Raw genomic sequence first — 20,023 nt, forward strand, 5'->3', positions numbered from 1 at the left:
CGTTACGGTCAGCCCAGGAAAGCCTCGATGAAGCGCAAAGCTCTCGGTCTCGTCTCCGCCCTCGCCCTTGCCGCCGCAATGGGGCTGAGCGCCTGCTCCACCACGACCGGGGGCGCGTCGATGACGCCGCCCGCCATTGCGCCTGCGCCCGGCCCGGATGCGGTCGACAGCCACACCTACGCCCGGCCCGAGATCGCCCGTGTCGTCGACGTGGCGCTGGACCTGACCGCGAATTTCCAGGCCAAGACCCTGTCGGGCACGGCGATCCTGGACATCCTGGCGGTCGCCGGCGCCAACGAGGTGATCCTGGATATCCGCAACCTGGACATCCAGGATGTGCGCGATTCCGAGTGCCGGCCGCTGCGCTTCGTCGTCGGCGACAACGACGCCATCAAGGGCCAGCCCCTGACGGTCTATTTCCCCGCCTTCGCCGCCAATGAACGGCGCAAGATCGTCATCACCTATTCGACCCGTCCCGACGCGGCGGCCCTGCAATGGCTCAGCCCGACCCAGACGGCGGGCGGCGAAAAGCCCTATCTGTTCAGCCAGGGCCAGGCGATCCTGACCCGCACCTGGGTTCCGACCCAAGACAGCCCCGGCATCCGCCAGACCTATTCGGCCCGCATCACCGCGCCCGCCGACCTGACCGTGGTCATGAGCGCCGACCACCTGACGCCCAACGGCGAGGCGGCCGCCAACGGCATGAAGACCTGGCGCTTCCGGATGAACAATCCGATCCCGCCCTATCTGATCGCCATCGGCGTGGGCGACATCGCCTTTGCGCCGTTCGACGGTCGCACCGGGGTCTGGACCGAGCCCAGCCGCCTGCGCGCCGCCCAGTGGGAGCTGGAGCCGACCGCCCAGATGGTGACGGCGGCCGAGAAGCTGTACGGCCCGTATCGCTGGGGCCGCTACGACCTGCTGGTCCTGCCGCCTTCCTTCCCGTTCGGCGGGATGGAGAACCCCAAGCTGACCTTCGCCACCCCGACCATCATCGCTGGCGACCGCTCGCTGGTGTCGCTGGTCGCGCACGAGCTGGCGCACAGCTGGTCGGGCAATCTGGTGACCAACGCCACCTGGAACGACTTCTGGCTGAACGAGGGTTTCACCACCTATTTCGAGAACCGGATCATGGAGTCGATCTACGGCTATGATCGCGCGGTTCAGGAGCAGGTGCTCAGCTGGGACGGGTTGCAGGACGAGCTGAAGTCCCTGCCGGCCGACGACACCCGCCTGCATCTGAATCTGCTGGGTCGCGATCCCGACGATGGCATGAACACCATCGCCTACGACAAGGGCTCGGCCTTCCTGCGCACCATCGAGCGCGTCGTGGGCCGTGAAAAGTTCGACGCCTGGCTGCGCGGCTATTTCGACCGCAACGCCTATCGGCCGATGACCACGGCCATGTTCTTGGACGACATCCGCGCCAATCTGGTGAAAGGCGACCCCCGTCTGGAATCTGAACTGCAACTAGAGGCCTGGGTCTATCAGCCCGGCCTGCCGTCGAACGCGGTCGCGCCGGTGTCGGACGCCTTCACGCCCGTCGACGCCGCCGCCGTCGCCTTCTTCAAGGACAAGGGACCGGCCTCGGCCATTCCTTGGGCGGATTGGAACACCCAGCAGCGCCAGCGCTTCCTGGGCTGGCGTCCCGAGGGTCTGCGCGCCAACGCCGACTGGCTGACCAATGCGCAGCTGGCCGATCTGGAGCGCACCCTGAACCTGGCGAACGAGGGCAATGCCGAACTCACCTTCGGCTGGCTTCAGATCGCCCTGGCGCACCGCTATCAGCCCGCCGTCGCCACGGCCGACAAGTTCCTGACCAGCCAGGGCCGCCGCAAGTTTGTCCTGCCCCTGTTCCAGACCCTGTGGAACGAGGGTGACTGGGGCCGCCCGATCGCCCGCCGCATCTACGCCGAAGCCCGGCCGCTGTATCACCCGGTGACCAGCGGCTCGGTCGATCAGCTGGTCGGACGTCCGTAAGTGAGATATTCTCCTCCCCCTTGCGGGAAGGGGGACTGCGAAGCGGTGGAGGGGCTCTTGAAGTCCCACAGCGCCGGTGATGCGTCGAAGAGCCCCTCCGTCACGGCGCGAAGGCGCGCCGCGCCACCTCCCCATTTCATGGGGAGGAGACGGCTAGGGGCCGCCCGGTTCTAATCCTAGAGATTGACCACCGTGGCGCCGTCCTCGTCCGCCAGTCGTTCGGCCAGGACGGCGCGGTGGCAACCGGCGTGGTCGGCTTCGAAGCACAGCAGGGCGACGCGCTTCTCGCCCGCGAGCGCTTTCAGCCGCTCGTATTCGACCTGCGCCTGCGGTTCGGCCAGATGATCGGCGAAGATGGCGCGCATCTCGCCGACATGGCCCTTGCGCGCCGCATCGCGTCCGGCCTTGGGCGTGCCGAGACCGCGCAGATGGACATAGTCGATCCCCTCGGCCTTCAGGCTTTCGCCCAGGATCGTCTTGGAAAAACCGGCGCGGCGCGAGGCGGCGACGGCGCGGACATCGATCAGGGTTTCGACCCCGGCGGATTTCAACCGCGCGATCACCTCCGCCTGGGTCGCGCCTTCATAACCAATGGTGAAAAGCTTCATCCGCATCAGATGGGCGGCGACGGGCGTATCGCCAGCGTCACCGTGAACGCCCGCGTTGCGGTGCGGCGCCCTATCGTCTATCCCGCCGACACGGATTTCGACTGGAGCTTTTCCCCATGGCTGACCTCGCCCCCGGCGTCGTGACTCTCTTCGGAGGTTCGGGCTTTATCGGGTCGCAGGCGGTGCGCGCCCTGGCGCGTCGCGGCTGGCGCATTCGCGTGGCCGTGCGCAACCCGGTCCTGGCCATCGAGATCCAGCCGCTGGGCGATCCCGGCCAGATCCAGTTCATGCGCTGCGACATCACCAGCGCCGAGGACGTGGCCGCCGCCGTGCGTGGCGCGGACGCCGTGGTCAATCTGGTCGGCGTTCTGCACGACGCGGGCGGCAAGCGCGGCTTCGACGCCGTGCACACTGAAGCGGCCAAGACCATCGCCGAAGCCGCCAGGGCGGCGGGCGTCCAGCGTCTGGTCCAGATCTCGGCCATCGGCGCCGACGCCGCCAGCCCCTCGGCCTACGGCCGCACAAAGGCCAAGGCCGAAGAGGCGGTTCGCGCCGTCTATCCCGAAGCGGTCATCCTGCGGCCTTCGCTGGTGTTCGGCGCCGGCGACGGCTTCCTGAACCGTTTCGCCGCCATGGCGACGATGTCGCCGGTCCTGCCCCTGATCGGCGGCGGGGAGACCCGGTTCCAGCCGGTCTATGTCGGCGATGTCGCCGAGGCCATCGCGCGCGGCGTGACCCGCGTAGATGCGGCGGGCCGCACCTTCGAACTGGGCGGGCCCAGCCTCTACACCTTCCGCGAAGTGCTGGAGCTGGTGCGCCGCGAGACCGGCCGCGACCGGATGCTGGTCCCCGTGCCCTTCGCCGTCGCCCGGCCCCTGGGCTCGCTGCTGCAACTGAGCCGGTTCGTCGGCGTCACCCCGCCGCTGACCCGCGATCAGGTGCTGATGCTGGAGAAGGACAATGTCGTGGCCCCCGACGCTCTGGGCCTCGGCGACCTGGGCATCGATCATCCTGCCGGAATGGCGGCCATCGCGCCCTCCTATCTGTGGCGCTACCGCGTCGGCGGCCAGTTCGCCGAAGCCCCGGCTCATTGAACGGGCCACTGAATTAATCCCCATCCGATGACACCACAGGTCGCCTCTCGCCGCCTGTGGGACTTCGCTTGCGGGAACAAAGAGTGCACAGCTTAAGGATGCCGGCCACGCAGCCCCAGTTCTCCTCGACCGATACGCCTGACCTGAACGACGCGCGGGCCCTGCTGTCGCGCGTCTGGGGACACGCTGATTTCCGGGGCATGCAGGGGCAGGTGGTCGAGCAGATCCTGTCCGGCGGCGACGTGCTGGCCGTCCTGCCGACCGGCGGCGGCAAGAGCGTCTGCTATCAGATCCCCGCCATCCTGCGCCCCGGCCTGGGCCTGGTGGTCTCGCCCCTGATCGCCCTGATGACCGACCAGGTCGAGGCGCTGAAACAGCAGGGCGTCGCCGCCGCACGCCTCGATTCCGGCGTCTCGATGGACGAACGTTCGGCGATCTGGGCGGTCGCGCGATCCGGCGATCTTGACCTGCTGTATGTCTCGCCCGAAGGTCTGGCGGCGGGGGCCATGATGGACCGGCTGGCCGAACTGCCGCTCAGCCTGATCGCCATCGACGAGGCCCACTGCGTCTCGCAATGGGGCCACGACTTTCGCCCCGATTATCGCAACCTGGGTCTGCTGGCCGAGCGGTTTCCCCATGTGCCGCGCATCGCCGTCACCGCCACCGCAGACGCCCGGACGCGCGACGACATCCTGCGCTCGCTGCGACTGGAAGAGGCCAAGGTCTTCGTCGACAGTTTCGCCCGCCCGAACCTGCAACTGTCGGCCGAGCGCAAGGAGAGCGCCTCGCGCGCCAAGACCGACGCCCGGGTCATCGAACTGGTGCGCGAGCGGCGCGGCAAGCCGGGCGTGGTCTATTGCGGCAGCCGCGACGGATGCGACCGCGTGGCCCAAGCCCTGCGCGACGCCGGGACCAACGCCATCGCCTATCACGCCGGCATGGACAACAAGGAGCGGGACCGCCGGCTGGAGCGGTTCCTGGCCGAGGAGGGCGCCGTCATGGTCGCCACCATCGCCTTCGGCATGGGCGTCGACAAGGCCGACGTGCGCTTCGTGATCCACGCCGATCCGCCGGGCAGTCTTGAGGCCTATTGGCAGGAAATCGGACGCGGGGGCCGCGACGGCGAACCGGCCGAGGGCATCACCCTGTACGGCCCGTCCGACATCGCCTGGGCCCTGCGTCGGCTGGACAGCCGCCCGATGGCCGAAGAGGTCAAACAGGTCCAGGTGCGCAAGGCGCGCCAGCTGTTCGCCATGCTGGACGGCGCGGTCTGCCGCGCCCAGGCCGTGCGCCGCTATTTCGGCGAGACCGACGCGGAGCCTTGCGGCGTCTGCGACATCTGCGGCGACCCGCCCCAGCTCTATGACGCCACCGTCCCCGCGCAAAAGGCCCTGGCGGCGGTCCAGCGTCTGGGCGGCCGGTTCGGGCGGGGCCGGATCGTCGATCACCTGACCGGCCGGACCAAGGCGGTCCAGCCTTGGGAGCAGCAGCTGTCCACCTGGGGCATCGGCGCCGACATCTCGCCCAACGGCTGGCGCGACATCGTCGATCACCTGCTGTTCGAAGGGCTGCTGGTCGAGGACGCCAACGACGGCAAGCCCCTGGTCGGTCTGGGCGACGGCGAGGCGGTGCGCGCCGTCTACAAGGCCGAACGCAAGATCGAGGTGCGCCGCGTGCCCGCCGGCTTCGACGCCGGCACGCGCTCGGGCAATCCGCGCAATCGCCGCGACCGCACCGGCGAGGGCCGCAACGCCGCCCTGGAGACCATGGACGCCGATGTCCGCGCCCGGTTCGAGGCCCTGCGCGCCTGGCGCCGCGACCGCGCCTCGGAACAGCATGTCCCGCCCTATGTCATCTTCCAGGACAAGACCCTGCTGGAAATCGCCCAGGCGGAGCCGGGTGACCTGAACAGTTTGGGGGCGATTTCAGGCGTCGGCCAGTCCAAGCTGGATCGCTACGGCAAGGGTGTTCTGGAGACGCTGAACGCCCTCTAGATCGGGTCAGACCGCCGGCTTGGGCGGGGCGGTGATGACTTCGACATTGTCGTTCAGCAGATAGGACAGTTCCGACAGGGCTGTGGCGCGTTCGGCCGGATTGGCGGCGGCCTGAACGGCCTGCACCTTCTTGGGCATGTCCTCGGAAATGCCGCGCAGGATGCATTTCAAATCGCCGTCGGTGCCGCGTTCCTTCAGGATCAGGTGGCCCTGCATGTCCAAAGCGGCCAGCTGCTCGGTCTGGGCCTTGAAGCCGGCGAAGGCCTGGCTGGTGAAGAAGGCGGCGTCGTCGGCGGCCTTGGCGGTCGCCCAGCCATCGACCATGGCCTTCAGGCTGGACGAGCGCGAGATGATGTCGGCGAACAAGGGCTCGCCCGCCACCGAGATCGGCGCGCCGGGCACGGCCGCCGGCTGATCCGCCGCAAGCGCAACGGCGGGATTGGACATCGCCAGGGCGATCGAAAGCGCGAGGCCGCAAGACATGGGGATGACTTCCTGTTTCACCGTCCGCTAGGACGTTGAACCTAAATACGCCCGACCCGTAAACGAGTGTTTACCCTCTCCAACGCCCACATCATCGACCGAGGACGCCATGAGCCGCGACGACGCCTGGAAGACATTCGATCGCACCGCCGCCGAGGCGGGCCAGACCCGGATCGTGGATCAGTTCGCCGCCGATCCCGACCGGCTGGCGCGGATGTCGGTCGAGGCGGCGGGACTTTATCTGGACCTGTCGAAACAGAGCTGGACCCGCGCGGCGTTCGACGCCTGTCTGGACCTGGCGCGGGCGTCCGACGTCGAGGGTCGTCGCGCGGCCCTGTTCGCTGGCGAGGCCGTCAACCTGACGGAGGGGCGAGCCGTGCTGCACCCCGCCCTGCGCGCCGCGCCGGGCGCCGACTTCAAGGCTCTGGGCGAGCCGGTCTCGGCCGAGGTGGACGCGGTGCGGGCGGACATGAAGGCCTATGCCGACGCCGTGCGTTCGGGCGCCGAGGCGGGCGCGACGGAGCGCAAGTTCGAGGCCATCGTCCATGTCGGCATCGGCGGGTCGGATCTGGGGCCGCGCGTGGTCTGGGACGCGCTGCGTCCTCTGAACCCGGCCATCGATCTGAGGTTCGTCGCCAATATCGATCCGCGCGACATGGCCGAGGCCCTGACGGGGCTGAATCCCGAGACGACCCTGGTGGTGGTCGTGTCCAAGACTTTCACCACCCAGGAAACTCTGGCCAACGCCGAGGCCGCCAAGGCCTGGCTGGCGGCGTCCCTGCCGGCCGAGGGGATGACGAAACACTTCATTGGGGTGACGGCGGCGCCGGAGAAGGCGGGGGCCTTCGGCTGCGACCGGACCTTCGCCTTCCGCGACTGGGTCGGCGGGCGTTACTCGCTTTGGTCGGCGGTCAGCCTGTCGTGCGGCATCGCCCTGGGCTGGGACGTGTTCGAACAGATGCTGGCCGGGGCTGCGGCCATGGACGAGCATTTCGTGTCGGCTCCGCTCGAAAAGAACGCGCCGATCCTGTTGGCCCTGGCCCAGGTGTTCAATGTCGACGGCTTGAACCGACCCGCCCGCACCGTCGCCCCTTACGCCCACGCCCTGCGCCGCCTGCCGTCCTTCCTGCAGCAGCTGGAGATGGAGTCGAACGGCAAGCGGGTGCATCGCGACGGCACGCCTGTGACGCGTCAGACCTGCCCCGTCGTGTTCGGCGAACCGGGCACCAACGGCCAGCACGCCTTCTTCCAGCAGATCCACCAGGGGCCGCAGACCGTGCCGGCCGAGTTCGTCATCGTGGCGAAAACCCATGCGGACGCGCCGGAGTCGCCGCTCTGGTCCAATGCGCTGGCTCAGGGTCAGGCCCTGATGCTGGGCAAGACGACCGAGGCGGCCAAGGCCGAAGGTCTGGCCCAGGGGCTGTCGGAGGAAGAGGCGACCCGTCTGGCGCCGCACCGCACCTTCACCGGCAACCGCCCCTCGACCGCCATCCTGATGGACCGTCTGACGCCCGAGACCCTGGGCGCCCTGCTTGCCCTGTATGAGCACAAGACCTTCGTCGAGGGCGTGATCTGGGACATCAACAGCTTCGACCAATGGGGCGTCGAACTGGGCAAGGTGCTGGCCAAGGCGATCCTGAAGGATGTGGACACCGGCGGACCGTCGGCGGACCTCGATCCATCCACGGCGGCCTTGATGACGCGCCTGATGGGCTGACGAAGAAAGGGCCCGGCCTTGCGGCCGAACCCTTCTTTTCGATCACTTCGTTACGCGACTACCAGCGGCGTTCCTGGCGATAGTCGCGACGGTCGTCCCAGCGATAATCGCGGTAGTCACGGCGGTCGCCACGCGATTCGTAGCGACGGCCTTCGTAGCGATAGTCATAGCCGTTGCGGCTGTTGATGCCGTGGTCGCGTTCCCAGTGGCCCTGGTTACGATAGCACTGGCCGCCGCGATAATATTCGCAGTTCGAACCGCGGTTCGAAGACGAGGCCACCGCGCCGATGGCTGCGCCGCCCAGGGCGCCGCCGGCGATGTAGCGACCATCGCCGTTGCCGTAGATGGCGCCGGCCAGGCCGCCGACAGCGGCGCCGATCAGGGCGTTTCGGCCGGTATTGTCGCGGTCACGGTCGCGCGACTGGGCCGAGGCCGGGGCGGCCATCAGGCTCAGGGCCATGACCGGGGCGGCGACGACGGCGGTGATCTTCAGCAGCTTGGACATGTTCCGTCTCCTTTTATTTCCTTGCTCGATCTGCGTTCCAAGAGAGGAATGCCTCCAGCGTTGAAACCGTTCTATCGGCCCGCGCTTGAACGACCCCAGAGGTCTGTATTCATTTTCGGTTCATGCGCGCGTCGCGTTGTCGCGGAAGTTTCGCGCGCGATTAAGGGCGGCGCCGCTTGACGATGACCCCCCGTCTGCCTAACTCCCGCTCGCGTTAGCACTCTCGCTGGTCGGCTGCCAAAACGGCGATCGCGGGAATGCCGCACACCGTTTCAGAAACGCCCCGATCCGGGGGTTTTACAGGGAGAAGTCCGATGGCGTTCCGTCCGCTCGGCGACCGCGTGCTGGTCAAGCGCGTTGAAGAAGAATCCAAGACCAAGGGTGGGATCATCATCCCCGACACAGCCAAGGAAAAGCCGCAGGAAGGCGAAGTCGTCTCCGTCGGCCCCGGCGTCCGTGACGAATCCGGCAAGGTCAACGCTCTGGAACTGAAGGCCGGCGACCGCATCCTGTTCGGCAAGTGGTCGGGCACGGAAGTGAAGATCGACGGCGACGACCTGATCATCATGAAGGAATCCGACGTCCTGGGCGTGCTGTCCTAAGCACCCGACGTTCGATCTTCTTCAATCAATCCATATAGATAGGAGCTGCCCGCATGGCCGCTAAAATCGTACAGTTCAACACCGACGCGCGCGACAAGATGCTGCGCGGCGTCAACGTCCTTGCCAACGCCGTCAAGGTGACCCTGGGTCCCAAGGGCCGCAACGTCGTGATCCAGAAGTCCTTCGGCGCTCCGCGCTCGACCAAGGACGGCGTGTCGGTCGCCAAAGAAATCGAGCTGGAAGACGCCTTCGAGAACATGGGTGCCCAGATGATCCGCGAAGTCGCTTCGAAGACGAACGACAAGGCGGGTGACGGCACCACCACCGCGACCGTCCTGGCGCAATCGATCGTGCAGGAAGGCCTCAAGGCCGTCGCCGCCGGCATGAACCCGATGGATCTGAAGCGCGGCATCGACAAGGCCGTCACCGCCGTCCTCGCCGACATCAAGGCCTCGGCCAAGAAGGTCGAGAACAACTCCGAGATCGCCCAGGTCGGCACCATCTCGGCCAACGGCGACGCTGAAGTCGGTGAAATGATCGCCAAGGCCATGGCCAAGGTCGGCAACGAAGGCGTCATCACGGTTGAAGAAGCCAAGACCGCCGAGACCGAGCTGGACGTCGTCGAAGGCATGCAGTTCGACCGCGGCTACCTGAGCCCCTACTTCATCACCAACGCCGACAAGATGGAGGTTCAACTCGAAGAGCCTCTGATCCTGCTGTTCGAGAAGAAGCTGTCGTCGCTGCAGGCCATGCTGCCGATCCTGGAAGCCGTCGTGCAATCGGGCCGTCCGCTGGTGATCATCGCCGAGGACATCGAAGGCGAGGCCCTGGCCACTCTGGTGGTCAACAAGCTGCGAGGCGGCCTGCGCGTCGCCGCCGTCAAGGCTCCGGGCTTCGGCGATCGCCGCAAGGCCATGCTTGAGGACATCGCCGTCCTGACCGGCGGCCAGGTCATCTCGGAAGACCTGGGCATCAAGCTTGAGAACGTCACGATCGACATGCTCGGCAAGGCCAAGAAGGTCACGATCACCAAGGACGACACCACCATCGTGGACGGCGTCGGCGGCAAGGAAGAGATCGAGGCCCGCATCGGCCAGATCAAGCGCCAGATCGAGGACACCACCTCGGACTACGACAAGGAAAAGCTGCAGGAACGTCTGGCCAAGCTGGCCGGCGGCGTCGCCGTCATCCGCGTCGGCGGCTCGACCGAAGTCGAAGTGAAGGAAAAGAAGGACCGCGTCGACGACGCCCTGAACGCCACGCGTGCAGCCGTTGAAGAAGGCATCGTCCCCGGCGGCGGCATCGCCCTGCTGAAGGCGACCAAGGCGCTTGACGGCCTGACCGGCGACAACGCCGACCAGACCGCCGGCATCGCCATCATCCGTCGCGCCATCCAGGCCCCGATCCGCCAGATCGTGGAAAACGCCGGCGTCGAAGGCTCGATCGTCGTGGGCAAGGTGCTGGAAAACAGCTCCGCCACCTACGGCTTCAACGCCCAGACGGAAGAGTACGGCGACCTCGTCGCCATGGGCGTGATCGACCCGGCCAAGGTGGTTCGCACCGCCCTGACCGACGCCGCCTCGGTGGCCTCGATCCTGATCACGACCGAAGCGGCCGTCGCCGACGCCCCCAAGAAGGGCGGCTCCGGCGGCGCCCCCGACATGGGTGGAATGGGCGGCATGGGCGGCATGGACTTCTAAGTCCAAGTCCTCCGACGCTGAGAATGCAGAAGGGCGGGGTCGCAAGGTCCCGCCCTTTTTGTTTGGCTCACCTCCCTGTTCGCGAAGGCGAACGGGGAGGACAGGCGATCGCGTCAGCGAGCGCCAGGAGGGGGCGACCGGGCGCCAGAAGCGGGCAGGCTCATCACCACAGTCCGAGTCGCCCCCTCCTGATCGCTACGCGACCTGTCCTCCCCATCGGCGCAGGCCGATGGGGAGGTGAGGTTATTGTCTCAGAACTCCGAGATCGCGCCCGGCCGGCGCGAGCGGGTCTTCAGCCACATGACGCCCAAGAGGTCCGAGAAGGACGCCCGCAGTCGGCCCCAGTTGGTGTATTTCGAGCGGCCGACCTCGCGGTGGCGGTGGTCCACGTCGAGGTACTGGTTCCTGAACCCCTCGCGGATCATCAGGGCCGGCAGGTAGCGGTGGATGTGATCGAAGTAGGGCAGGCGCAAGAAGACATCGCGACGGAAGGCCTTCAGTCCACAGCCGGTGTCGTCGGCGTCGTCGCCCAACAGTTTGCGGCGGATGCGGTTGGCCCAGATCGAGGCCTGGCGCTTGGCCTCGGTGTCCTGGCGCTTGGCGCGACGGCCGCCGACCAGGCCGACATCGGCGGGCGCGGCCAGCAGGGCGTCGACCAGGCGCGGGGCGTCGGCGGGCGGGTTCTGGCCGTCCCCGTCCATCGTTACCACGACCGGCGCGCGGGCCGCCAGGACGCCGGTGCGGACCGCGCGGCTCTGGCCCGCATTGGTCCCGTGGGCCAACACGCGCAAGGCCGGCAGTTCGGCCATGGCGGCCTTCAGCTCGGCCAGGGTCGCGTCCCTGGAGGCGTCGTCCACGAAGATCATCTCATACGAACGCCCGGCGAAGGCGGCGGCGATCTCGCGCGCCAAAGGCACGGCGGCGCCCGCCTCGTCATGGACGGGAACGACGACGGAAATCTCGGGTGTCTCGACGGTCATCGCCGCTCCATAGAGGATAACGACGGCTTAGGGGAGACGGCTGACGACGGCGCGGTCGCCGTGTAAGGAGTCTGGAATGAAGACTTTCGATCTGGATGGCCGCATCGCCGGCTGGCGCGGGCCGGTTCTCGCAGCCCTGTTGACGCTGATCGCCGGCCTGCCCGGCCTGTTGCTCTTGCCGCCGCTGGACCGCGACGAGAGCCGCTTCGCCCAGGCCACGTCCCAGATGCTGGAAAGCGGCGACTATGTCGACATCCGCTATCAGGACGAGCCGCGCTGGAAGAAGCCGGTCGGCATCTACTGGATGCAGGCCGTCGCCGTCGGCCTGACCTCGGACGTCGAGGACCGCGAGATCGCGCCCTATCGCATCCCGTCTCTGCTGGGGGCGATGCTGGCGGCCTGGGCCGTGGCCTGGGCCGGGTCGGCCATGCTGGGCAGCCGGGTCGGCTTCTTCGGCGGGGCCATCATGGGGGCCACCTTCCTGCTGTCGACCGAGGCGGGCATCGCCAAGACCGACGCCATGCTGTGCGGGGCGACCACGCTGGCGATGGCTGCGCTGGCGCGCATCTATATGGCGACCAAGGCGGGCGAACGACCGATCCGGCTGCACAAGCTGCTGTTTTGGGTCGGCATCGGGTTGTCGATCCTGATCAAGGGACCGATCGGGTTTCTGGTCATCGTCCTGGCCATCATCGCCCTGTCGATCTGGGACCGGAACATCAAATGGCTCTATCGCCTCGGCTGGGGCTGGGGGTTGCCGCTGGTCGCCCTGATGGTCGGGCCGTGGGCCATCGCCATCACCATCGCCACCGACGGCGGCTTCTGGCGCGAGGCGATCGGCGGCGACCTGGCGCCCAAGATCGCAGGCGCGCACGAAAGCCATTCGGGCTTCCCCGGCATGTATCTGTTGCTGGCGCCGCTGCTGTTCTTCCCCTCGACCCTGCTGTTGCCCGCCGCCGTCTCGACCGGCTGGAGCCGGCGGGCCGAGCCGGCGATTCGGTTCCTGGTCTGCTGGCTGGTGCCCGGCTGGCTGATGTTCGAACTGGCCCCGACCAAGCTGTGGCACTACACCCTGCCGACCTTCGGGGCGCTGGCCCTGCTGGCCGCCGCCGCCCTGGCCCAGCCGATCGGCAAGGTGTCGAGGATCACCGGTGCCGCGCTGGCGGCCTTTGCGGCCCTGCTGGTCATCGGCATCACCGTCTATGGGCTTACAGTCTATGGCACCTCGACGGCCCAGACCTGGGCGGCGCTGACCGTAGTCATGGCGCTGGCGGCGGGGGCGATGGGAGGGTTTCTGCTATTGAACAGGGCGCCGGTTGCGGCGCTGGTCGCCTCTCTGGCCTTCGGCATCGTGGCCCATGCCGCCCTGGCCGGCACGATCCGCCAGTTGCGGCCGCTGGCCGTCGCACCGCAGCTTGAAAAGGCGCTGGAGGCGGCCGACCTGCATCCGCGCCAAGGCCGCACGCCGGGTCCGGTGGCGATCACGGGCTTCCATGAACCCAGCTTCGTTTTCCTGACCGGGCGCGACACCGATCTGACCGACGCACAAGGCGCGGCCCAGGCCCTGGCCGAAGGGCGTCCGGCCATCGTCGAGGCGCGCGACGCCGACGCCTTCCGCGCGGCGGCGGCACGGCTGGGCGTGTCGGGCCGCGCGGTCGGGGTGGTCAACGGCTTCAACTATTCGGGCGGGGACGACGTCAGCCTGACCGTCTATGCGCCGCCCCCCCGGAACGGGTCGGGCGCGGGAGGCTCGTGATGGGCCGGTTCATCCAGATCGTCGAGGTCGGTCCGCGCGACGGGCTGCAGAACGAGAAGGCCGTGCTGGAGCCCGCCGTCCGCGCCGATCTGGTGCGACGGCTGGAAGGGGCGGGGGCGAAACGGATCGAGGCCGTCTCCTTCGTCCATCCCAAATATGTGCCGCAGATGGCCGGCGCCGAAGAGGTCATGGCCGCCCTGCCGCATAAAGCGGGACACAGCCGCATCGGCCTTGTTTTGAACGGCAAGGGTTATGACCGGGCGCTGGCGACCGGGGTGGACGAGGTCAATGTCTCGGTCGCGGCCACGGACGGCTTCGGCCTGAAGAACCAGGGGCTGGCGGTGAAGGATCAGCTGGTGATGCTGGGCGAGATCGTCGCCCGACGGCACAATGCGGAGGCGTCGGAGGGCGCGCCGGCGCTGTCGGCGATGATCTCATGCGTCTGGGGCTGTCCGTTCGACGGCGAGGTCTCGGTCGATCAGGTGGCGGACATGGTCGGGGCCATCGCCGAGATGGGCGTGGGCGAGATCGGTCTGGCCGACACCATCGGCGCGGGCGATCCCTGGGCGGTGACGCGCAAGGTCGAGGCGGCCAGAGCCGCAGCGCCGGACGCGACCCTGCGCCTGCATTTCCACGATACGCGCAACACCGGCCTAGCCAACGCCTATGCGGGGGTCGAGGCCGGGATCGACGTGCTGGACGCCTCGGTCGGCGGCATCGGCGGCTGTCCGTTCGCGCCGGGCGCCACGGGCAACATCGCCACCGAGGACCTGGTCTATATGCTGACGCGGGGCGGGTTCGAGACGGGTTATGACCTGGACGCCCTGATCGCCACGGCGCGCTGGATCGGCGAGGCCATCGGTCGGCCGGCGCCATCGGCGCTCAGCCGTGCGGGCGGTTTCCCCAGGGACTGAGCCGGCGATGGCGGACGATCAAGAACGGCGCTATTCATGATGAACAAGCGTGGCCGTCAGGTCGGGCGCGAAGAGGGACCGACCATGTTGATCGCCATTCCGCTGCTGTTGATCCCCGTGGTGCTCTACAATATCGTGGTGCTGTTCGGCGGGTCGGGCGGCGGCGCGGTCGTTCAGGCGGACGCCTTGCTGCGCGATCCGCTGTTCTCGATCACCATGACCTCGGGCGCGCAATGGACGATCGGGTCGGGCGACCTGATCCTGTTCCTGGGCCTGATCCTGCTCTTCTTCGAGCTGGTGAAGTCGACGTCCAGCCAGCGGGTCGCCATCATCAATCACGCCCTGTCGATGATCCTGTTCATCGCCGTGCTGGTGGAGTTCCTGCTGCTGCCCGGCTTTGCGACCTCGACCTTCTTCCTGATCGTGATCATGATCCTGCTGGACGTGCTGGCCGGCTTCATCGTGACGATCATCTCGTCCCGCAAGGATTTCGATTTCGGCGGATCGTGAACCGCGCGGCCTTCCCCGACCCGGGGCTCAAGTAGCGCAAAGCGCGATAGCCCTTACGAAAATGCCGTGAAGATCAGGGCGACCACGGCGACGTCGAAGAATTTGGCGGCGAGTGTGAAGACGGCGGGCATGGGCAGGTCCGGCTGAGGGCGTTCTGCCGCGCCTCCAGCAAACCCCGTGCCGCCGGATCAGATTTCGGTCTTGGCTGCCTTGCCCGCAACAGGACGACGCTCGGCTGCGCCGGAATATTCGGTTCCGAGATAGGCGGAGCGCGCCGCATCCAGCACCGGCGGGCCGCCGCGCAGGCCGCGCTTCTGCCCGCTCTGGCCCATCTGCTGGGCGACGAAGGCGGCGGCGCCCGGCTCGACCGCCGGGAGGACGGCAGCTCTTGCCGGGGCAGGCTGGGGTTCGACGACCTCGGGCGCATCGACCGGCACCAGGGCGCGCGAGGCCGACTGGGCGCGCCGCTCGCGTTCGCGGCGGTCGCCTTCGCGACGATCCACGCGCTCCGGCCCGCCCACGGCCTGGATCCGGTCGGTCATTTGGGCTTGCCGCCCGCCAGCTTGTCGATCTGGCGGCGCATCTCGTCCATCTGGCGGCGCATTTCGTCCAAGGCGTCGGGCGCCTCGGCGGGTGAGGCTGCGTCCGGCTTGGCCTCCGGCGCGGCCGTCGGTTCGGCGCGCGGATAGCCGAAGGCCGGGAACATCTGCATGGCCCGCTCGAACATGGCCATATTGGCCTTGGCCGTCTCCTCGATCAGGGTCGCGCCCGAGCCGGCGCCGAAAGCGCGGCCGACCTGGCTGGCGAACTGTTCCTGCTGGCGGCCGAAGTTGGCCAGCGACATTTCAAGATAGGAGGGCAGAACCCCCTGCATCGACCCGCCGTAGAAACCGATCAGCTGGCGCAGGAACTGCACCGGCAGCAGGGCCTCGCCCCGGCTCTCTTCCTCGAAGATGATCTGCGTCAGGATCTGGCGGGTCAGGTCGTCGTTGGTCTTGGCGTCATAGACGACGAAGTCGACGCCCTCGCGCACCATGGCGGCCAGGTCTTCCAGCGTCACATAGGCGCTGGTCCGCGTATTGTAGAGACGGCGGTTCGCATACTTCTTGATGACGACCGCGTTCGCCTCGTTCTTGTTTCCGCCCTTGTTTTTTTCGTCAGCCACGCTTGTTCTCGCGATGTTGCAACGCATCACTATCCCCCCTTGCGCCGCGAAGCGCCAGAGGGGGCGTCAATGCGCGCCCCCCCCACAGAAAGTGTGCGGACGGATCACCCGTGGCTCATCGCCGGGGCCAGGACGACGCCGACCAGCACCGCCGTCCAGTGGACGGTCGCGCCCGTGACGACGAAGCCATGCCAGATGGCGCGCCGGAACTTCACGCGCGGGCTGACGAAGACGAAGACGCCGGCGGTGTATATCAGGCCGCCGATGACCAGCAGGGCCAGGGCGACGGGATGGACGGTCTCGACCATCGGCTTCAGGGCCGCGACCGCCAGCCAGCCGAAGACGACATAGACGCCGCTCCAGAACTTGTCCGAAATGCGCGGCGCGAACAGCTTCACCCCGGCGCCCATGAAGGCCAGGGTCCAGATCAGGGTGGTGAAGCCGATGGACCACAGGCCCTCGAAACGCTGGGTCGTGAAGGGGGTGTAGCTGCCGGCGATCATCAGGAAGATGGCCGCCTCGTCCAGCCGCCGCAGCACGGGCCGCGCGGCGCAGGGGTTGGTCCAGTTGTAGATGGTCGAGGCCGTCAGCATGCCGACCAGGCACAGCGCATAGATGGCCGTCGCCATGACGCCGCCGATGCCCGTATAGACGCCCGCCAGACCCGCCAGGATGATCCCGCCGACCGCCGCCAGCATCAGGCCGACGACATGGACCCAAAGATCCGCCAGTTTCTCGGCGCGTGTCGGATAGTGGTCGATCATGTCCAACTCGTCCGGCGTGCAGACGTGGGTGACAAGACGTTTCAGCGTACGAAGCATAGCCCTTCCAATCCATGGATCGCTTCTATCGTTCCGCGACAATGCGCCGACAGGGTGACGAATGGCTGAATCCGGCCGGGCTTCTATCGTCGCAGGTGACGAAGGCGTCGCGATGCGGCAAAACGGTCACGCAGACCTATTCTCCAGAGAGTGAAATCCCATGACCGACGTCGTCATCGTTTCCGCCGCGCGCACGCCGGTCGGCTCTTTCCTGGGCGCCCTGTCGTCCCTGCCGGCGTCCAAGCTGGGCGAGATCGCCATCAAGGCGGCGCTGGAGCGGGCCGGCGTCTCGGGCGACGAGGTGGACGAGGTGATCCTGGGCCATGTGCTTCAGGCCGCCGCCGGACAGGGCCCTGCGCGCCAGGCCGCCGTCGGCGCCGGGGTGCGCAAGGAAGCCGCCGCCTGGAGCCTGAACCAGATCTGCGGCTCGGGCCTGCGCGCCGTGGCCATCGCCGCCCAGCAGATCGCCCTGGGCGACGCCAAGATCGTGGTCGCCGGGGGCCAGGAGAGCATGAGCCAGGCGCCGCACGCGCAAGCCCTGCGCAACGGGCACAAGATGGGCGACGTCGCCCTGGTCGACACCATGGTCAAGGACGGCCTGTGGGACGCCTTCAATGGCTATCACATGGGCCAGACGGCTGAGAACATCGCCGACAAATGGTCGATCAGCCGCGAGGCCCAGGACGAATTCGGTCTGGCCAGCCAGCACAAGGCCGAGGCGGCCCAGACCGCCGGCAAGTTCGACGACGAGATCGTTCCCGTCGTCATTCCCGGCCGCAAGGGCGACGTGACGGTCGACAAGGACGAATACATCCGCCACGGCGCGACGCTTGAGCTGATGCAGAAACTGAAGCCCGCCTTCGCCAAGGACGGCAGCGTCACCGCCGCCAATGCGTCCGGCCTGAACGACGGCGCGGCCGCCCTGGTGTTGATGAGCGCGGACGAGGCCAGGGCGCGCGGGCTGGAGCCGCTGGCTCGCATCGCCTCCTACGCCACGGCGGGCGTCGATCCGTCGATCATGGGCACGGGGCCGATCCCGGCGTCCAAGAAGGCGCTGGAGAGGGCGGGCTGGAGCGTCGCTGACCTGGACCTGGTCGAGTCGAACGAGGCCTTCGCGGCCCAGAGCCTGTGCGTCGTCAAGGAGCTGGGCCTTGACCCGGCCAAGGTCAACGTCAACGGCGGCGCCATCGCCATCGGCCACCCCATCGGCGCCTCGGGCGCGCGCATCCTGACGACGCTGCTGTTCGAGATGAAGCGGTCGGGCGCCAAGAAGGGCCTGGCGACCCTGTGCATCGGCGGCGGCATGGGCGTGGCGATGTGTGTGGAGCGCGTGTGATCCTATAAACGAAGTCCTTCTCCCATAGGGAGAAGGTGGCCCGAAGGGTCGGATGAGGGGTTACGGTGCTGATCGCGTCGCACAGCGTAACCCCTCACCCTTTGGCTGCTTCGCGCCGCCCTTCGGGTCGCGCCGACCGATCGCTGACGCTCTCGGGCGCTCAAGCCCTCTCCCTATGGGAGAGGGTAGGCGATCTTTTAGTCCGCCGGATATTCGAACGGGTCGCTCGGCGTCGGCTGGGTGGGCAGCGGCATGCGCGGCAGGGGCTCGTCGCGGTTGGCGGCGTTCAGCAGGAAACTGGCCAGGATGACGGCCGCCTGACGCAGGTCCTCGGCCTTCAGGTGGTCGTAGCTGTCGATGCTAGTGTGGTGCAGGCGGCTGGAATAGTCGAGCGGATCCTGGATGAACTGATAGCCCGGCACGCCCACCGTCTGCATATAGACGTGGTCGGTGCCGCCCGAGTTCCGCAGCGAGACCGTCGTCGCGCCCATGCTGGCGAAGGGCGCCAGCCATTCCTGGAAGATCGGGGCGGCGGCGACATTGCCCTCGGCGTTGATGCCGCGGATCTTGCCCGAGCCGTTGTCCAGGTTGAAATAGGCGACCAGGTCGCGATAGCCCGCGCGCGGCTCGACGGGCCAGCGGCTGCGCCAGGTGCGGTTGTTCGACAGGCCCGCCATCGCCGGATCGTTCGACGGCGCACGCGTCGCCAGATGCTGGTCCACATAGGCCAGCGAGCCGAGGATGCCCTGTTCCTCGCCGTTCCACAGGGCGAAACGGATGGTGCGCTTGGGCCTCACGTTCAGGGTTTTCAGGATGCGCGCCGCCTCCATGACCACCGCGCTGCCCGCCGCATTGTCCACGGCGCCGTCCGAGGCGACCCAACTGTCCAGGTGGGCGCCGGCCATGACGTATTCGGTCCCGCGCGCCGTGCCGGGGATGTCGGCCAGGATGTTGTAGGCGTTGACGTCCTCGTCGTGGAACCGGACCTCGCTGTTCAGCTCCAGCGTCGGCGGCGCATCGGTCAGGGCCAGGCGCGCCAGGCGGCGATAGTCCTCGGCCGCCAGCTCCATCCCCGCCAGTTTCGGCGTGGCGCCGACCTGATAGGTGTAGCCCGTGCCGTGCAGCAGGCCGCCGTCGCGCTGGGAAATCCGCACCCAGGCCAGGGCGCCCTGTTCGACCAGGAAGGCGTCCAGTTCATTGGCGAAGTTGACGGTCTTCAGCGAGCGTTCGATGGCGGCCGGCGAATGCTGCGGCTGGTTATAGACGTTGCGCTCGGCCAGCTCGGCGCTGGTCCAGCGGCGGAAGGCCGGCTCGGTCGGCTCTGACCCCGTGCCCGGCTGGGACAACATGACGATCTTGCCCGACAGCTTGCCGCGCCATTTGTCGAAATCCTCGACCTTGGAGATCGGGGCCACGATGACGCCGCCGCTGATCGTTCCATTGGTCGAGGGCGTCCAGGCCACGGGAATGGCGCGCAGGTCCAGCGGACGCGGCGCGGTCATGCGGGCGCTGGAGCGGACGATGGACCAGCCCCGACCGAACTCGAACCCTTCGGCCCGGACATTGGACAGGCCGTAGTCGGTGAACTGCGCCTGAGCCCACCGCTCGGCCTCGCGCATTTGCGGCGAGTTGGTCATCCGCCCGCCGATCCGGTCGGTCAGATAGGCGGCGGTCTGCATCACCTGGCTGTGGTTCAGCCCCTGGTCGATGATGCCGTTGACGGCGACCCGGTCCACCGACTGGGCGGCGACGGGCGTGGCGAGAAGGGCGGCAGCGGATACGAAAGCGAGCAGACGCGACATGGATTCCCCAAGAAAGACGGATGGCTGAACAGGGGCGCATCTGATGCGATCCGCCT

The 20,023-nt window shown here is 67.7% G+C and carries 18 protein-coding genes; 10 read left to right on the top strand and 8 right to left on the bottom strand.

What is annotated here, in order from left to right; genetic code table 11:
- Nucleotides 1–27 precede the first annotated feature (27 nt).
- Nucleotides 28–1,980, top strand: a complete 1,953-nt coding sequence (locus tag ACQY72_RS11205) for a M1 family metallopeptidase (protein WP_428153621.1) — start codon at nucleotides 28–30, stop codon at nucleotides 1,978–1,980.
- A 176-nt stretch (nucleotides 1,981–2,156) separates the two neighbouring features.
- Here ACQY72_RS11205 and ACQY72_RS11210 read toward each other — a convergent pair whose 3' ends face one another.
- Nucleotides 2,157–2,588, bottom strand: coding sequence for a DUF488 family protein (locus tag ACQY72_RS11210; RefSeq protein WP_159851630.1), 432 nt, complete (start codon nucleotides 2,586–2,588; stop codon nucleotides 2,157–2,159).
- A gap of 116 nt (nucleotides 2,589–2,704) precedes the next feature.
- Here ACQY72_RS11210 and ACQY72_RS11215 point away from each other — a divergent pair, with 116 nt between their 5' ends.
- Both ACQY72_RS11215 and recQ read left to right on the top strand, forming a co-directional pair.
- A complete protein-coding gene (locus ACQY72_RS11215) occupies nucleotides 2,705–3,682 on the top strand; it encodes a complex I NDUFA9 subunit family protein (RefSeq protein ID WP_428153622.1) in 978 nt (325 codons plus the stop codon).
- Nucleotides 3,683–3,780: 98 nt separating this feature from the next.
- Complete coding sequence (gene recQ, locus ACQY72_RS11220; protein ID WP_428153623.1) at nucleotides 3,781–5,676, top strand: DNA helicase RecQ; 1,896 nt, start codon at nucleotides 3,781–3,783, stop codon at nucleotides 5,674–5,676.
- A gap of 6 nt (nucleotides 5,677–5,682) precedes the next feature.
- Here the strand turns inward: recQ and ACQY72_RS11225 are convergent, their stop codons facing one another.
- Nucleotides 5,683–6,159: a hypothetical protein gene (locus tag ACQY72_RS11225; protein WP_428153624.1), complete on the bottom strand. Its 477-nt coding sequence runs from the start codon at nucleotides 6,157–6,159 to the stop codon at nucleotides 5,683–5,685.
- Nucleotides 6,160–6,268: 109 nt separating this feature from the next.
- Here ACQY72_RS11225 and pgi point away from each other — a divergent pair, with 109 nt between their 5' ends.
- Complete coding sequence (gene pgi, locus ACQY72_RS11230; protein WP_428153625.1) at nucleotides 6,269–7,876, top strand: glucose-6-phosphate isomerase; 1,608 nt, start codon at nucleotides 6,269–6,271, stop codon at nucleotides 7,874–7,876.
- A 58-nt stretch (nucleotides 7,877–7,934) separates the two neighbouring features.
- Here the strand turns inward: pgi and ACQY72_RS11235 are convergent, their stop codons facing one another.
- Nucleotides 7,935–8,381 (bottom strand): hypothetical protein, encoded by a 447-nt coding sequence (locus ACQY72_RS11235; protein ID WP_428153626.1) that lies wholly within the window; start codon nucleotides 8,379–8,381, stop codon nucleotides 7,935–7,937.
- Nucleotides 8,382–8,695: 314 nt separating this feature from the next.
- Here ACQY72_RS11235 and groES point away from each other — a divergent pair, with 314 nt between their 5' ends.
- Nucleotides 8,696–8,983 (top strand): co-chaperone GroES, encoded by a 288-nt coding sequence (groES, locus tag ACQY72_RS11240; RefSeq protein ID WP_008259448.1) that lies wholly within the window; start codon nucleotides 8,696–8,698, stop codon nucleotides 8,981–8,983.
- 53 nt (nucleotides 8,984–9,036) lie between these two features.
- Nucleotides 9,037–10,683 carry a chaperonin GroEL gene (gene groL, locus ACQY72_RS11245; RefSeq protein WP_135194468.1) on the top strand — a complete coding sequence of 549 codons (1,647 nt, stop codon included), beginning with the start codon at nucleotides 9,037–9,039 and terminating at the stop codon, nucleotides 10,681–10,683.
- A 251-nt stretch (nucleotides 10,684–10,934) separates the two neighbouring features.
- On the opposite strand, the gene ACQY72_RS11250 is transcribed toward groL, so the two are convergent.
- Nucleotides 10,935–11,663 (bottom strand): glycosyltransferase family 2 protein, encoded by a 729-nt coding sequence (locus tag ACQY72_RS11250; RefSeq protein WP_428153627.1) that lies wholly within the window; start codon nucleotides 11,661–11,663, stop codon nucleotides 10,935–10,937.
- A gap of 76 nt (nucleotides 11,664–11,739) precedes the next feature.
- On the opposite strand from ACQY72_RS11250, the gene ACQY72_RS11255 reads away from it, so the two are divergent.
- The 3 genes from ACQY72_RS11255 (at nucleotide 11,740) to ACQY72_RS11265 (ending at nucleotide 14,843) form a co-directional block, all read left to right on the top strand.
- The gene (locus ACQY72_RS11255; protein WP_428153628.1) at nucleotides 11,740–13,419 is read left to right on the top strand and encodes an ArnT family glycosyltransferase; all 1,680 of its coding nucleotides are present in this window, start codon (nucleotides 11,740–11,742) and stop codon (nucleotides 13,417–13,419) included.
- Nucleotides 13,419–14,333 (top strand): hydroxymethylglutaryl-CoA lyase, encoded by a 915-nt coding sequence (locus ACQY72_RS11260; protein ID WP_428153629.1) that lies wholly within the window; start codon nucleotides 13,419–13,421, stop codon nucleotides 14,331–14,333. The genes ACQY72_RS11255 and ACQY72_RS11260 overlap by 1 nt, the downstream gene beginning before the upstream one ends.
- A gap of 84 nt (nucleotides 14,334–14,417) precedes the next feature.
- Nucleotides 14,418–14,843 (top strand): hypothetical protein, encoded by a 426-nt coding sequence (locus tag ACQY72_RS11265; RefSeq protein ID WP_428156699.1) that lies wholly within the window; start codon nucleotides 14,418–14,420, stop codon nucleotides 14,841–14,843.
- A gap of 188 nt (nucleotides 14,844–15,031) precedes the next feature.
- On the opposite strand, the gene ACQY72_RS11270 is transcribed toward ACQY72_RS11265, so the two are convergent.
- The 3 genes from ACQY72_RS11270 to trhA all read right to left on the bottom strand — a co-directional run bounded on the left by ACQY72_RS11270 (nucleotide 15,032) and on the right by trhA (nucleotide 16,829).
- Nucleotides 15,032–15,385, bottom strand: coding sequence for a hypothetical protein (locus tag ACQY72_RS11270; RefSeq protein ID WP_428153630.1), 354 nt, complete (start codon nucleotides 15,383–15,385; stop codon nucleotides 15,032–15,034).
- Nucleotides 15,382–16,008 (bottom strand): polyhydroxyalkanoate synthesis repressor PhaR, encoded by a 627-nt coding sequence (phaR, locus tag ACQY72_RS11275; protein WP_428153631.1) that lies wholly within the window; start codon nucleotides 16,006–16,008, stop codon nucleotides 15,382–15,384. Before phaR ends, ACQY72_RS11270 begins: the two co-directional genes overlap by 4 nt.
- A 104-nt stretch (nucleotides 16,009–16,112) precedes the next feature.
- Complete coding sequence (gene trhA / locus ACQY72_RS11280) at nucleotides 16,113–16,829, bottom strand: PAQR family membrane homeostasis protein TrhA (protein WP_135194474.1); 717 nt, start codon at nucleotides 16,827–16,829, stop codon at nucleotides 16,113–16,115.
- Nucleotides 16,830–16,989: 160 nt separating this feature from the next.
- Here trhA and ACQY72_RS11285 point away from each other — a divergent pair, with 160 nt between their 5' ends.
- Complete coding sequence (locus tag ACQY72_RS11285; protein ID WP_428153633.1) at nucleotides 16,990–18,165, top strand: acetyl-CoA C-acetyltransferase; 1,176 nt, start codon at nucleotides 16,990–16,992, stop codon at nucleotides 18,163–18,165.
- 197 nt (nucleotides 18,166–18,362) lie between these two features.
- Here ACQY72_RS11285 and ACQY72_RS11290 read toward each other — a convergent pair whose 3' ends face one another.
- The gene (locus ACQY72_RS11290) at nucleotides 18,363–19,967 is read right to left on the bottom strand and encodes a M20/M25/M40 family metallo-hydrolase (protein ID WP_428153634.1); all 1,605 of its coding nucleotides are present in this window, start codon (nucleotides 19,965–19,967) and stop codon (nucleotides 18,363–18,365) included.
- Between the last annotated feature and the right edge of the window lie 56 nt (nucleotides 19,968–20,023).

The organism is Brevundimonas sp. (genome assembly GCF_965279155.1).
Lineage (GTDB): Bacteria > Pseudomonadota > Alphaproteobacteria > Caulobacterales > Caulobacteraceae > Brevundimonas.

What these genes read in the sequence shown, in the direction of transcription:
- ACQY72_RS11205 (WP_428153621.1), top strand. Translation starts at nt 28, where the DNA reads ATGAAGCGCAAAGCTCTCGGTCTCGTCTCCGCCCTCGCCCTTGCCGCC.
- ACQY72_RS11215 (WP_428153622.1), top strand. Translation starts at nt 2,705, where the DNA reads ATGGCTGACCTCGCCCCCGGCGTCGTGACTCTCTTCGGAGGTTCGGGC.
- trhA (WP_135194474.1), bottom strand. Translation starts at nt 16,829, where the DNA reads ATGCTTCGTACGCTGAAACGTCTTGTCACCCACGTCTGCACGCCGGAC.
- ACQY72_RS11210 (WP_159851630.1), bottom strand. Translation starts at nt 2,588, where the DNA reads ATGAAGCTTTTCACCATTGGTTATGAAGGCGCGACCCAGGCGGAGGTG.
- pgi (WP_428153625.1), top strand. Translation starts at nt 6,269, where the DNA reads ATGAGCCGCGACGACGCCTGGAAGACATTCGATCGCACCGCCGCCGAG.
- ACQY72_RS11285 (WP_428153633.1), top strand. Translation starts at nt 16,990, where the DNA reads ATGACCGACGTCGTCATCGTTTCCGCCGCGCGCACGCCGGTCGGCTCT.
- groL (WP_135194468.1), top strand. Translation starts at nt 9,037, where the DNA reads ATGGCCGCTAAAATCGTACAGTTCAACACCGACGCGCGCGACAAGATG.
- ACQY72_RS11255 (WP_428153628.1), top strand. Translation starts at nt 11,740, where the DNA reads ATGAAGACTTTCGATCTGGATGGCCGCATCGCCGGCTGGCGCGGGCCG.
- ACQY72_RS11260 (WP_428153629.1), top strand. Translation starts at nt 13,419, where the DNA reads ATGGGCCGGTTCATCCAGATCGTCGAGGTCGGTCCGCGCGACGGGCTG.
- ACQY72_RS11265 (WP_428156699.1), top strand. Translation starts at nt 14,418, where the DNA reads ATGTTGATCGCCATTCCGCTGCTGTTGATCCCCGTGGTGCTCTACAAT.
- ACQY72_RS11225 (WP_428153624.1), bottom strand. Translation starts at nt 6,159, where the DNA reads ATGTCTTGCGGCCTCGCGCTTTCGATCGCCCTGGCGATGTCCAATCCC.
- groES (WP_008259448.1), top strand. Translation starts at nt 8,696, where the DNA reads ATGGCGTTCCGTCCGCTCGGCGACCGCGTGCTGGTCAAGCGCGTTGAA.
- ACQY72_RS11270 (WP_428153630.1), bottom strand. Translation starts at nt 15,385, where the DNA reads ATGACCGACCGGATCCAGGCCGTGGGCGGGCCGGAGCGCGTGGATCGT.
- ACQY72_RS11235 (WP_428153626.1), bottom strand. Translation starts at nt 8,381, where the DNA reads ATGTCCAAGCTGCTGAAGATCACCGCCGTCGTCGCCGCCCCGGTCATG.
- ACQY72_RS11290 (WP_428153634.1), bottom strand. Translation starts at nt 19,967, where the DNA reads ATGTCGCGTCTGCTCGCTTTCGTATCCGCTGCCGCCCTTCTCGCCACG.
- recQ (WP_428153623.1), top strand. Translation starts at nt 3,781, where the DNA reads ATGCCGGCCACGCAGCCCCAGTTCTCCTCGACCGATACGCCTGACCTG.
- ACQY72_RS11250 (WP_428153627.1), bottom strand. Translation starts at nt 11,663, where the DNA reads ATGACCGTCGAGACACCCGAGATTTCCGTCGTCGTTCCCGTCCATGAC.